Annotated in this window: 12 protein-coding genes; 6 read left to right on the forward strand and 6 right to left on the reverse strand. The window is 67.1% G+C overall.

Features of this window, described 5'->3' with window-relative positions:
• The first annotated feature begins 1 nt into the window (after position 1).
• Both NV1_RS13245 and NV1_RS13250 read left to right on the forward strand, forming a co-directional pair.
• A complete protein-coding gene (locus NV1_RS13245) occupies positions 2 to 1,114 on the forward strand; it encodes an ABC transporter ATP-binding protein (RefSeq protein ID WP_067890208.1) in 1,113 nt (370 codons plus the stop codon).
• 216 nt (positions 1,115 to 1,330) lie between these two features.
• Positions 1,331 to 2,734: an alpha/beta hydrolase-fold protein gene (locus tag NV1_RS13250; protein ID WP_176580852.1), complete on the forward strand. Its 1,404-nt coding sequence runs from the start codon at positions 1,331 to 1,333 to the stop codon at positions 2,732 to 2,734.
• Positions 2,735 to 2,790: 56 nt separating this feature from the next.
• Here NV1_RS13250 and NV1_RS13255 read toward each other — a convergent pair whose 3' ends face one another.
• Positions 2,791 to 2,973, reverse strand: coding sequence for a hypothetical protein (locus tag NV1_RS13255; protein WP_218026967.1), 183 nt, complete (start codon positions 2,971 to 2,973; stop codon positions 2,791 to 2,793).
• A gap of 259 nt (positions 2,974 to 3,232) precedes the next feature.
• On the opposite strand from NV1_RS13255, the gene NV1_RS13260 reads away from it, so the two are divergent.
• Both NV1_RS13260 and NV1_RS13265 read left to right on the forward strand, forming a co-directional pair.
• Positions 3,233 to 4,750 (forward strand): MutS-related protein, encoded by a 1,518-nt coding sequence (locus NV1_RS13260; RefSeq protein WP_084525337.1) that lies wholly within the window; start codon positions 3,233 to 3,235, stop codon positions 4,748 to 4,750.
• Positions 4,747 to 6,267, forward strand: coding sequence for a MutS-related protein (locus NV1_RS13265; protein ID WP_067890211.1), 1,521 nt, complete (start codon positions 4,747 to 4,749; stop codon positions 6,265 to 6,267). The genes NV1_RS13260 and NV1_RS13265 overlap by 4 nt, the downstream gene beginning before the upstream one ends.
• Positions 6,268 to 6,343: 76 nt before the next feature.
• On the opposite strand, the gene NV1_RS13270 is transcribed toward NV1_RS13265, so the two are convergent.
• The gene (locus NV1_RS13270) at positions 6,344 to 7,285 is read right to left on the reverse strand and encodes a hypothetical protein (protein WP_157116871.1); all 942 of its coding nucleotides are present in this window, start codon (positions 7,283 to 7,285) and stop codon (positions 6,344 to 6,346) included.
• Between the two features lie 52 nt (positions 7,286 to 7,337).
• Here NV1_RS13270 and NV1_RS13275 point away from each other — a divergent pair, with 52 nt between their 5' ends.
• Entirely contained in the window at positions 7,338 to 7,760 is a 423-nt protein-coding gene (locus NV1_RS13275) for a TMEM175 family protein (RefSeq protein ID WP_281181826.1), read from the forward strand.
• Between the two features lie 58 nt (positions 7,761 to 7,818).
• Here NV1_RS13275 and NV1_RS13280 read toward each other — a convergent pair whose 3' ends face one another.
• From NV1_RS13280 to NV1_RS13290, 3 genes are all read right to left on the reverse strand, one after another.
• Entirely contained in the window at positions 7,819 to 8,571 is a 753-nt protein-coding gene (locus tag NV1_RS13280; protein WP_067890220.1) for a YebC/PmpR family DNA-binding transcriptional regulator, read from the reverse strand.
• Positions 8,572 to 8,705: 134 nt separating this feature from the next.
• A complete protein-coding gene (gene pdxT / locus NV1_RS13285; protein WP_067890595.1) occupies positions 8,706 to 9,326 on the reverse strand; it encodes a pyridoxal 5'-phosphate synthase glutaminase subunit PdxT in 621 nt (206 codons plus the stop codon).
• 303 nt (positions 9,327 to 9,629) lie between these two features.
• Positions 9,630 to 10,451, reverse strand: coding sequence for an acyl-CoA thioesterase (locus tag NV1_RS13290; protein ID WP_067890222.1), 822 nt, complete (start codon positions 10,449 to 10,451; stop codon positions 9,630 to 9,632).
• 100 nt (positions 10,452 to 10,551) lie between these two features.
• On the opposite strand from NV1_RS13290, the gene NV1_RS13295 reads away from it, so the two are divergent.
• Positions 10,552 to 11,169, forward strand: coding sequence for a nucleoside/nucleotide kinase family protein (locus NV1_RS13295; RefSeq protein WP_067890598.1), 618 nt, complete (start codon positions 10,552 to 10,554; stop codon positions 11,167 to 11,169).
• 29 nt (positions 11,170 to 11,198) lie between these two features.
• Here the strand turns inward: NV1_RS13295 and NV1_RS13300 are convergent, their stop codons facing one another.
• Positions 11,199 to 12,098, reverse strand: coding sequence for an LLM class flavin-dependent oxidoreductase (locus tag NV1_RS13300; protein ID WP_067890225.1), 900 nt, complete (start codon positions 12,096 to 12,098; stop codon positions 11,199 to 11,201).
• Between the last annotated feature and the right edge of the window lie 121 nt (positions 12,099 to 12,219).

The raw sequence follows: 12,219 nt of genomic DNA on the forward strand, positions 1-12,219 counted from the left end.
AATGGCCACCATTCAATACGACAAGGCCTCATGCGTGTACGCGGGCGCCGAGACGCTCGCGGTCGACTCGCTCGACCTGGACATCGCCGACGGCGAATTCATCGTCCTGGTCGGGCCCTCGGGCTCGGGCAAGTCGACCGCGCTGCGCATGCTCGCCGGACTCGAGGAGATCGACGGCGGCAGCATCCGCATCGACGGTCACGACATGGTCGGTGTCCCGTCCAAGGACCGCGATATCGCCATGGTCTTCCAGAACTACGCGCTGTACCCGAACAAGACCGTCGGTGAGAACATGGGTTTCGCGCTCAAGATGATGAAGGTCCCGCTGGCCGAGCGCAAGCGCCGGGTCGCCGAGGCCGCCGAATTGCTCGGGCTCACACCGTATCTGGATCGCAAACCCGCCAAACTCTCCGGCGGCCAACGCCAGCGCGTCGCGATGGGCCGAGCCATCGTGCGCGAGCCGCGGGTGTTCTGCATGGACGAGCCCCTCAGCAATCTGGACGCCAAACTGCGCGTGCAGACCCGCACCCAGATCGCGGCACTGCAACGTCGCCTGGGCACCACCACGGTCTACGTCACCCACGATCAGGTGGAGGCCATGACGATGGGCGACCGGGTCGCGGTGCTGCGCGACGGCCAACTGCAGCAGTTCAGCACCCCCGCCACGCTCTACGACCACCCCGCCAACGCTTTCGTCGCCGGATTCATCGGCTCACCATCGATGAATCTGTGCACCGTACCGCTGGCCGCGGGCGGCGTCGACATCGCCGGGACGACGGTGGAACTGCCGCGCGAACGGATGACCCGTCTCGCCGAGGCCGGGCTGGATTCGGTCACCCTCGGCATCCGCCCCGAGCACCTCGAATTGCGCCGCGACGGAACGGGTTTCACCGCTACGGTCGAACTCGTCGAGGAGCTGGGCAGCGAGTCGTATGTGTACACTCGCATCCCCGGCGACCCGATCTCCGGACTCGAGGGCACTCCCGTCACCTTCGTGGCCCGCTCGCCGCAGCGCGCCCCGGCCCGTCTCGCCGAATCGATCGCCCTGCACATCACCGATCCGGGCGCGGTCCACCTGTTCCATCCCGAAACCGGCGACCGCATCGGCGACTGACCACATCAGCCCGATCAATTTCCGCCCCGCGTCGTGTCGCCGACGAATGTCGGTCCGGCGCGGGGCGCAGCGCTCCGTTCACGCCACTCGTAGCCCGCTCACAGCAAACCTCGAGGTGGACCACCGAGAATTACCGCCGTGTTTCCTGTGCAGACGGACGTCACGACAACGCCCACCCCGACACCGGCCGGAGTGGCCCCGCCTCCGGCTCCCGCGATGCCGTCGGCGAAGCTCAATCCCAGCGAGATGAATTTCCACCACGGGGTGTCACTGCTGCACGGGTGGTTGCCGCTGACCATCGAGATCATCGCGATCGTCTTGCTGCTCATCGCGATTGTCCGGCTCACCCGGCGCTGGTGGCTGATCCGGATCCCGATCGCGGTGGCACTCGGCGTCGCGGGTGCGCTGGGCGCGTGGGCGTATACGAACGATCAGGGGCTCGCCTCGGATCCCGCCCCGGTTCTGCTGTGGATCTGCGTGGGCGCGATGGTCGCGGCGCTGGTGGTCGTGGTCGTCGGCTGGCCGGGTGCGCGCTGGTGGCAGCGGGTGGCGGCCATCCTCGCGCTGCCGTTCGCGATCGCCAGCACCGGGGTGGTGCTCAATCAGTGGGTCGGCTACTACCCGACCGCGCAATCGGCGTGGAGCGCGCTCACCGCCGGACCGCTACCGCACCAGACCAGTATGGACGCGCTCGCGGGCATGCGCGGCACCGATCCGAAGACCGGCGTCGTCGTGCCGGTGGACATCCCGGGCAACGCCAGCGGCTTCAAGCACCGCACCGAATACGTCTACCTGCCCCCGGCCTGGTTCGCCGGGAAAACCCCGCCGTCCCTGCCCGTGGTGATGATGATCGGCGGCGAGTTCAACACCCCGGGTGACTGGCTGCGCAGCGGGCAGATCATGCCGGATATCGACAAGTTCACCGCGGCGAACAGCGGCCGGGCGCCGATCCTGGTCTTCGTCGACTCGAGCGGCAGTTTCAACAACGACACCGAATGCGTCAACGGGCCGCGCGGCAATGCGGCCGACCATCTGACCAGGGACGTCATCCCGTACGTGGAATCGAAGTTCGACGCGTCCGCCGATCCGGCGCGCTGGGCGGTGGTCGGCTGGTCCATGGGCGGCACCTGCGCGGTGGATCTGACGGTCATGCATCCGGAGCTGTTCCACACTTTCGTCGATATCGCCGGTGACGCCGGACCCGATTCGGGCACCAAGGCGCAGACCGTCCAACGTCTCTACGGCGGCAGCACCGCGCAGTGGGAACACTTCGATCCGGTCACGGTGATGGACAAGCACGGCCCTTACACCGGGGTCGCGGGTCTGTTCGACGATCTGACCGCTCCGCAGCACAACGGCAGGGGCGGCATGCCCAAGGGCTTCAAGATGCCGAAGGTGCGCGAGGATCAGATCGGCAAGGGCGGACAGGACGCGTTCGAGGGGTCGAGTGAGGTAGGCGCGGCCGAGAAGTTGTGTGCCACAGGTAAGAAGGTCGGCATCGACTGCACCATTCACACCACTCGGGGCGGGCACACCTGGCAGTTCGCCTCTGCCGCGTTCAGCTCCTCACTGGCCTGGGTGAGCGCGCGGGTCGGCCTGCCGGTACCGGCGAGCACCTGAGTATCGAGAGATGCCCCCGGGGTGAGCGTACCTTGCTCACCCGGAATTTCTGTCGCTCAACCGAGTTCGCGATACTCCGCGGGCGGCTCGGCCAGTTCCGGATGCTCGTGTGCGTACCGCTCACCGTGAATCCGCGCCATCGCCCAATGCCATGCCTCGTCGTGGAAGATCAGCCCTCGATACGGTGCGTCGGGCTGCTCGTACGGATACCGTCGCACCGCACTCGATTCCGCCTCCACTGCGCCATTCCCCCGTACCGCCGCATCACCCAGGCGAAACGATGACGCTCACCCCACAGATTTTCGAGGTACTCGTCTTCGCGCCAATCCCGATCCACTCGCGCAGGGTAAACCCGATCTGATCACACGACCACTCGAACGGACCGGCATCCGGACACATTTCATTACTTGACGCCCGGTAAGTAATGCTCTTAGCCTTCGATAGCGAGGGGACCGTGCGAACCGCCCGGCTCACCGATATCGCACGTGGGGAGGCGAAGTGCAGGAGTTCAGCATCGTCCGGCCGGATCCGGCCGTGGTCGAGGTCGATCGCACGGCGCGCGCCGATCTCAATATCGACCAGGTGCTGGCCACCGTGCTGCGCGGTGATACCGAATACGACCTCGGCCCGTTGTATCTGCGGCCGGTTCGCGATCCGGATACGGTCGCCTATCGACGCGAGGTGTTCGCCGACCTCGACGACCTGCCGTTGCGCGCGGCCTTCCACGAATTCGCGTCCGGTATGCGGGCGATTCGCCGCGCACTCGCGCAAAGTGCTCGCCTGGAGCAGCCGCACCAACTCCGGCGTTGGCATCTCGATGCCGCCGAGAACTACTTGCTGATTCTCACGCGGCTGTCCGAGGAAGTCTCCGGCCTGCCGATTCGCTCCCGCGGGCTGCGCGAATGGCGCGAACTGCTCGGCCGACACCTTCGCGAACCACGGATCACCGCGCTCGCCGAGGCGATACGACAGGTCCGCGCGGAATTGGACACGGTCCGTTACAGCCTTCGGATCGTGGGCCGGACCATCGAGGTCGGATTCGACGAGGGCGCAGCGGATTACAGCACCTCGATCGCGAAACTTTTCGCGCGCTTCGGATGCGCCGCGCCTGCCACATCGCCGCCTCGAGCGCAGTGGGCCGATATGAATCAGACCGAGGAGCAGATCCTGCGGGAGGTCGCACAGCTGCATCCCGGACCGTTCGCGCGACTCGAGCAATTCTGCATCGACCATCCGGACTTCCTCGATCCGGTGGTGATGCGGTTCGATCGCGAAATCCAGTTCTATCTGGTCTATCTCGCATTCGGCCGCAACCTCGCCGCCCAGGGACATCCGCTGTGCCTGGCCGAGACGGCGGCGCCCGGCGAGGAAGTGTATGCCCGCGGCACCTTCGATCTCGCACTCGCCACCCGGCCACGTCGCGCGAACAGTCTGGTGTGCAACGACTTCCGGCTGTGCAGCCCGGAACGAGTGCTGGTCGTGACCGGCCCGAACCAGGGCGGGAAGACCACCTTCGCCCGAATGTTCGGGCAGCTGCTGTATTTCGCCGCACTCGGCTGCCCGGTTCCGGCCCGCGCCGCACGCCTGCCCCTGCCGGACGCGATCTTCACCCACTTCGAACATGCCGAGGATCCCGGCGATCCGGACGGCCGGCTACTCGGCGAACTCACCCGGATGCGTGAGACGCTCGACCGCGTCACCGCCGACAGCGTGATCGTGATGAACGAAAGTTTCAGTTCCACAAGCACATCCGATGCGGTCCGGATCGGCGGCGATATCCTCGGGCGGATCATCGGCCGGGGCGCGCTCGCGCTGTGGGTCACCTTCTTCGAGGAATTGTCCCGCGCCTCATCGCCGGTGGTGAGTATGGTCGCGGTCACCGAATCGGACGACGACACCGCCCGGCGCACTTTCCGCATCGAGCGAAGACCGCCCGACGGACAACTCCATGCGGTCGAGCTCGCCGGCCGCCACGGGCTGACCTACGACCGAGTGACCGCGAGGATCCGACGATGAGGCTCGCTCTACTGCAACCGGCCGACGTCACGGTCCGGACCATCACCATCGAACAGCGCACCCTCGCGGATCTCGGCCTGAACGCGCTCTGCGCCATCACGGCCCACGACGACGAGCACGGCGAGGACCCCGCCATCGCCGAGGCGGTGCGGGCGGTGCTGTCCGCGAGCATCACCGATCCCGAGGTGATCCGTTACCGCCATGCCGTGCTCGCCGACTGCTGCGCCCACCCCTCGGCGGTTCGCGAGCTCTACCGGACCGCCACGGAGGCGACTCGAGTCAGACGATGGAAGGTCGGACCGCGACATCGCCCGAACGGCAAGCTGCTGCTCGCCCTGGAGCCGCTGCGAGAACTGCTCGGCTGCCTGCGCGAACTGCGGGCGGCGTGCGCGCGTCATGCGGCGTCATTCGAGTCCGCCGGGTTCGCCGATCTGGCCGCGACGGTCGCCACGGAACTCGACGAGCGGTATCTCGCGTCGGTCGAACAGGAGCTCGCCGCACTGGATTTCGAGAACGGTCTGCACTTCACCGCAGGCCTGGGCCCCGGCAACAAGACCGCCGGGATTCGCCTGCACCCGCCCATCCGCCGACGCCGCTTCGGTCTCGACCGCCGCACCGGACGCGCGTTCGAAGCCATCGATGATCCGGAAACCGAATCCGATCCCGTTGTCCAGCTACAGAATCCGGCATTGCAGATCATCGCCGACGTGGTCGGCGACGCCGCCGACCAGGTGCAGGATTTCTTCGCCCGGCTGCGCACCCAACTGGCGTTCTACCTGGGCTGCGTGAACCTGCGTCGCAGACTGATCCGGGATCGCGTGCCCATCTGCCTGCCGACCGTCCACCCCGCCGGCGCACCGCGCCTGCGCGGCACCGGATTACGCGATATCGGGATGTGCCTGGCCGGCGGGCGTGCGGTCGTGGGCAACGATCTCGACGCCGACGGCCGCTCGCTCATCATCGTCACCGGAGCCAACAACGGCGGCAAGTCCACGCTCCTGCGCGCGGTCGGGGCAGCCCAGTTGATGGCGCACGCCGGGATGTTCGTCGCCGCGGAGAGTTTCGAAACCGGCCTGCACGGCGGAATATTCACCCATTTCGCCGCCGACGAGGATCGCACCATGTCGCACGGCAAACTGGTCGAGGAACTGGTCCGGATGAGCGAACTCGTCGACCGCATGTCCCCCGATTCACTCCTGCTGTGCAACGAATCCTTCGCCTCCACCGGCGCCCGCGATGCCGAACAGATAGCCGAACCACTCCTGAACGCCCTCCTGGACACCGGCGTCCGCATCGTCTTCGTCACCCATCTCACCGAATTCGCCTGCCGCCGAGCCGCATCGGCCCATCCCACCGACCTGTTCCTGCGCGCCGAACGCCTCCCCGACGGCACCCGCACCTACCACCTCGTCCCCGGCTCCCCCGAATCCGGCAGCCACGCCGACGACATCTTCCACAAGGTCTTCGGTCGCATGCCACTACCCCTGCCACCCAGCCCCGTCACCTCGACCGAGTAGCTCAACGCCGGACGACGTCCGGTCCACACAACGCCGCGAAGACCGGTATCGGCGGTGAACCGAAGAAGTACCGATCTCAGAACTGCGGCGTACTCCCCTGTGCCGCAATATCTGTCGCGGGCGGTGCACTGAACTGCTGCCCGGCGTGCGGGTATCCACGATCGGAGGCCACGGGCTCACCGCCGCCCGGCGACATCCCCGGTTGCGGCATTGCTTGCTGAGCCATCGACGCGGGCGGCGGCGCTTGCGGCGGCATTCCCGGCTGCGCAAGCGCACCTGGCGGACCTGGCTGCTGCACAATAGTTTCCGGGGCGATCCCCTGCTGTGGCAGACCGGGCTGCGGCATCCCCGGATATTGCATGGGAACATGCGCAGCGCCCTGGTACGGCACAGCGCCCTGCACCATAGCCGGTTGTGGCATGCCGAAATGCGGCACCAGTTGCGGCGCTGGCCCTTGCGGCGCGAACGGCCGGCCGCGCCTTGCGGCCGACGGCGCGGCGAGCCCGGCGGACCGGTTCCCGATCACTATCGCGACAAGCGCGACCAGCGCTGCCACGAAATCGGGGATGAGCATCCAGTTCAGTCGGATCGAGTACACCTGGGCCGCCGCGAGCACCGCGATGGATTGGAAGCAGAACATTCCCCCGATACCGAGCGTTGCCACCGTCCGCGCCGTTGGCGAGCGATGCCCCGAGGTCATCAGCAAGATCGCACCGACGATGGTCGCCAGCTGACAGATCAACAGCGCATAGTCGCCGCTGCCGAGAAACAGGTGGGTCCTGGGGATGTAGAACCAGATCAGATTGCCCTCCAGGCAGGACAGCAGGATCTGAACCGCCACCGTGAGGATCGCCGCGATGCCGGCCACCAGATCGATCGGCGACCGCCGAGGCCCCTGCGCCGGAACCACCCCGGGAGGTACTTGCGCCCACCCCGCACCCGGCTGTCCGGGCCAACCCGGACCACCCGGAGTCGGATACCGAACCGGCGGAACCCCCGCCGGATACTGATTCACCATCTGCAACTCCCCTGAACAGAATTCGAACCGGAATAGCATACCCGTCCAACCGATTCCCGCGTGCCGCCCCACCAGCGGACGCGTCCCGCACCGCACCGCCGCGACACTCGAGCACGGTACGACGTCGAAGTTCTTGTCCGACAACGTCTATACGCTGGTCACGGCGGCGGTGACTTTCGCGGTGATCGGGGTGTTCTGGCGCGAGCACCACCAACTGTTCGAGCGCGCGACCGGGTACACCCCGCGGCTGGTGCGGGCGAATCTGTTCTGGCTGCTCGGGATCGCGGCGCTGCCACTGGCGACGGTCCTCGACGAGTTCACCCATCGGGACCGGCTGGCGATCGGAATCTACCTGGGCGTAATCACATACACGATGGTGATGCAGCGGATCGAGGAGTCGCTGCTGCTACTGGCGGTCACGGGGCCGCTCGAGGCGTTCGCGCAGGAGCGCCTGCGCTCGGGTCGCGCTGCCTGATCGAAAACCGAAGGCCGTCCACAGCATTCGCTGCGGGCGGCCTTCGGTCGAGACAGGATTACGCGTCGAGTTCGGCGAGCACCTCGTCGCTCACGTCCACATTGGTGTAGACGTTCTGCACATCGTCACTGTCCTCGAGGGCATCGACGAGTTTGAACACCTTGCGGGCCGCCTCGGCGTCGACTGCGACCGAAACCGACGGCTGGAAACCCGATTCGGCCGAATCGTATTCGATCTCCGCTTCCTGCAACGCGGTACGCACCGCGACCAGATCACCGGGCTCGCTGATCACCTCGAAGGAATCGCCCAGGTCGTTGACCTCCTCGGCGCCGGCGTCGAGCACGGCCATCAGGACGTCGTCCTCGCTCAGGCCGTTCTTCTCCAGCGTGATCACACCCTTGCGGTGGAACAGATACGCCACCGAACCGGGATCGGCCATATTGCCGCCGTTGCGGGTCATCGCCACGCGCACCTCACCGGCGGCGCGGTTGCGGTTGTCGGTGAGGCACTCGATCAGCACGGCGACGCCGTTCGGGCCGTAACCCTCGTACGTGATGGTCTGCCAATCCGCGCCGCCGGCCTCTTCACCGCTGCCGCGCTTGCGGGCGCGCTCGATGTTGTCGTTCGGGACCGAGGACTTCTTCGCCTTCTGGATGGCGTCGTACAGAGTCGGGTTTCCTCCAGGGTCCCCACCACCCGTACGCGCCGCGACCTCGATGTTCTTGATCAGCTTGGCGAACATCTTGCCGCGCTTGGCATCGATCACGGCCTTCTTGTGCTTGGTGGTGGCCCATTTGGAGTGGCCGCTCATTCCCCTACTTCCTTCACGTCGGTGTGCTCGAGATTCGCGCAGATAACTGTGTCAGTCTACTGCGCGGTGTCTCAGGTCATACCGGACGCCCGCTCTCGCCCCGCGGGGGCGTGCGCGGCGCCCGGACGGGCGGTTCAACCGAGCCGGGCGGCCGTCCGTTCGCGGACCATATCCACGAACATGCCGTGCACCCGCAGATCGCCGGTCACCTCCGGATGGAACGAGGTCGCCAGCACACTGCCCTGGCGCACCGCGACGATCCGGCCGGCCGCGGGACCGGACGGTACCGTCGCCAGCACCCGCACCCCGGCACCGACACGCTCGACCCACGGCGCGCGGATGAACACCGCGCGCACCGGGTCTCCCCCGATGCCCTCGAAATCCAGATCGGTCTCGAACGAATCCACCTGACGACCGAATGCGTTGCGCCGCACGGTCATATCGATCCCGGACAGCGACCGCGCATCGGGCCGGGTGTCCAGAATCGTATCGGCGAGCAGGATCATGCCCGCACATGAGCCGTATGCGGGCAGGCCGTCGCGCAACCGCTGCCGCAACGGTTCCAGCAGCCCGAACACCTCGAGCAATTTGCTGATCGCGGTGGATTCGCCGCCGGGTAGTACCAGGCCGTCGACGGTGTCGAGTTCGGACTCGCGCCGCACGTTCACCGGTTCGGCGCCGCAGGCGGCGAGGGCGTGGAAATGCTCGCGCACGTCACCCTGCAACGCCAGCACTCCGATGATCGGTTTCACGATTCGAGCATACGAGCAGGCGGGCGAGCGCCCCGAGCAGCCGGGCGCGGATGTGGTTCTGATCACCTGCCCGTCGAGACTTCGCAAGTACGAGGTGTCGAACGCTGTGCGCGGGCGAGCACTCGCGCGGGTGACCGACGTATCGGCCGGTACCGTGCCCACGTCCGGCCACCTCGTCGGTCCGACCGCGGCGACCGGGCTGGGGCCGTGCACTGCCCAACCACCGCAGCGACGAGCTGTAACGCCGGCTGCGCCGCATCCCGACACGGTGCGCGTCCAACCCGCCTGAGCGAAACCGGGCGCAGGTCAGATCGTGCGAAGCGTGCGAATGAGTCCCTCCTGGACGACCGCAGCCACCAATTCGCCCTGCCGCGTGAAGATCCGGCCGCCGGTGAGCGCGCGACCGAATCCGGCCGACGGCGAATTCTGGTCGTAGAGCAGCCAGTCATCGGCGCGGAACGGCCGCAGGAACCACATGGCGTGATCGAGCGACGCGTTCTGGGTCGGCTCGTCCGGATGGGTGACCTTGGAGGAGCCGAGCAATGTCATATCGCTCATGTAGGCGAGCGTGCAGACGTGGAACAGCGGATCGTCCGGCAGCGGGTGGCGGTAGCGGAACCACACCTGCTGCTGGGAGATCAGCCCGTCGCGCGGGGTGATCTGGTCGGTCGGGATGGGGCGGATGTCCCAGTGCTCCCACTCCCGCATGGCCCACAGGCGTTCCGGATTCATCGAGGTCTTCGCGTCCGGCAGGCGATCCGGGAGCGGCACCTGCGGCATCAGGTCCTGATGCTCGGGCCCCTCGTCGCCGATGTGGAACGAGGCCGACATGGTGAAGATCGCCTGACCGTCCTGGATTCCGGTCACCCGGCGCGTGCAGAACGACCGGCCGTCCCGGATCCGCTCGACCTCGTAGACCGTCGGCTCGGTCGGCTTGCCGGGGCGCAGGAAATACCCGTGCAGCGAATGCACCTGGAATTTGGCCTCCACCGTGCGCACCGCCGAGACCAGCGCCTGTCCGGCAACCTGCCCGCCGAAGGTACGAGGCAGCTGGGTCTTGAGCGATGCGCCACGGAAAATGTCCCGCTCGAGCCGCTCCAGCTCCAGTGCCTCTTCGATCGTCGCCATGATCCGTCCTTCCGGAAGTCGCCGTGCCCAGGCTAAGCGATGGCGAACCGGCGGCGGCGGCCGACTCTCGGCGAAACCCGCCGCCCGGCATGATGGTCCGGTGCCGAGCTTCTCCCCTGTCACCGTGGACGCGCTGGTCGAGGTCGTCCTCGACCGTGTCCTGGAACTGCCGGGTCGCGCGGTCGTCGCCGTGGATGGGGCCGATGCGGCGGATCCGCTCGGCTTCGCGGAAACCGTCGCCGAGCGGGTCCGCACTCGCGGACGAGCCTGTGCGACGGTGTCACTGCACGATTATGTGCGTCCGGCGTCCCTGCGGCTGGAGTTCGGCCGCGACGAGATGTCTTACCGCACAGCCTGGTTCGACTATGCGGGCCTGAACCGCGAAGTGCTGCAGGCTTTGCGCGAGCACGGGCGGTGGCTGCCTGCCCTCTGGAACGAGCGCATCGACCGATCCGCCCGCGCCGCAACGATTCCCGCGGCTCCGGAGACGATCGTTCTGGTCGCGGGACCGATGCTGCTCGATCGCGGGCTGAGGTTCGATCTGAGCGTGGAACTCCGCCTGTCCGAGGGTGCGCTGCGCCGCGCCGAGGCCGAACCGTTCATCGTCGCGGCTCTGCTGCGGCACCGCCACGACACACATCAGGAGCCGGACATCCTGGTCGCCTGGGACCACCGCGACCGTCCGGCACTGCGCGTCCGAGACGCACACCCCGAATGAAACCTGTCCCAGTACAGCGGATCTCGGATTCACGCACTCGCCGGCGCGGTCGCCTCGGCCCGCGCGCCGATGATCTCGTCGGCGATCCAGCGGGCGACTCCGGCGGGACAGGGATCCGACAGCCCCAGGATGATGTGCGCGAAGCCCGCCTCGAGCGCCGCATCGATCCCGGCCCGGGTCAGCTCGGGATTTTCGTAGGACACCGACACCATGGTCGAGCGGGTGATCGCGGCCGGATCCCGGCCGATCTCCGTGCAGTAGCGGTCCAGTAGCGCACTGCGCTGAACCGCGTCGGCGAGATCGACACCGGCGATGTTCCACAGATCGGCGTGCTCGGCGGCAACCCGCAGCGTCGAGGCCGCGCGGCCACCGATCATGATCGGCGGATGCGGGCGCTGCACAGGCTTGGGATTGCCCAACGCCCCGCTCAGTTGGATGTATCGGCCGTCGAAGTCGAACGGCTCCTGCTCGGTCCACAACCGCCGGATGACGGTGCACGCCTCCGCGAAACTCGCGACGGCGTGCGCGGTGTCGTGATACGGCAGGCCGTGCCCGTCGTATTCGCGTCGGGCCCAAGGGATATCGGGTCGCGACCCGACGCCGATACCGAACTCCAGGCGACCGCCCGAGACGATATCCACCGTCGTGGCGATCTTGGCCAGTACGGCCGGGGGCCGGAATCGGTTGCTGGTCACCAGCAGTCCCAGACGCAGCCGGGAGGTCTGCGCGGCCAGTGCGGACAGCAGCGTCCAGCCCTCGAATATCGGGCCGTCCGGATCGCCGCCGATGGGCATGAGATGGTCGAACAACCAGGCGTGCTCGATCTGCTCGACGCCGTCCGCCTCCTGCCACACTCGCTGAACGTCCTGATAGTCCACCTGCTGGGGGGCGGTGATGATCCCGAAGCTCGGGCGGGGTGTCTGCGGCATCGCGCATCGGTCCTTTCGGCATCGAGCGATAAAGCGGAACCTTGCTCCGGTAACGATACGGATCAATGTTCCGCTTGACAAGCGGACCTCTCGAATACCTGCCGAGCAGGTCGTCCGACGA

This window comes from Nocardia vaccinii NBRC 15922 (assembly GCF_001613305.1).
Taxonomy (GTDB): Bacteria; Actinomycetota; Actinomycetes; order Mycobacteriales; family Mycobacteriaceae; genus Nocardia; species Nocardia vaccinii.

Excerpts from the sequence above, each read along its gene's own strand:
- NV1_RS13245 (WP_067890208.1), top strand. The coding sequence starts at position 2 with ATGGCCACCATTCAATACGACAAGGCCTCATGCGTGTACGCGGGCGCC.
- NV1_RS13250 (WP_176580852.1), top strand. The coding sequence starts at position 1,331 with ATGCCGTCGGCGAAGCTCAATCCCAGCGAGATGAATTTCCACCACGGG.
- NV1_RS13265 (WP_067890211.1), top strand. The coding sequence starts at position 4,747 with ATGAGGCTCGCTCTACTGCAACCGGCCGACGTCACGGTCCGGACCATC.
- NV1_RS13270 (WP_157116871.1), bottom strand. The coding sequence starts at position 7,285 with ATGGTGAATCAGTATCCGGCGGGGGTTCCGCCGGTTCGGTATCCGACT.
- NV1_RS13280 (WP_067890220.1), bottom strand. The coding sequence starts at position 8,571 with ATGAGCGGCCACTCCAAATGGGCCACCACCAAGCACAAGAAGGCCGTG.
- NV1_RS13290 (WP_067890222.1), bottom strand. The coding sequence starts at position 10,451 with ATGGCGACGATCGAAGAGGCACTGGAGCTGGAGCGGCTCGAGCGGGAC.
- NV1_RS13300 (WP_067890225.1), bottom strand. The coding sequence starts at position 12,098 with ATGCCGCAGACACCCCGCCCGAGCTTCGGGATCATCACCGCCCCCCAG.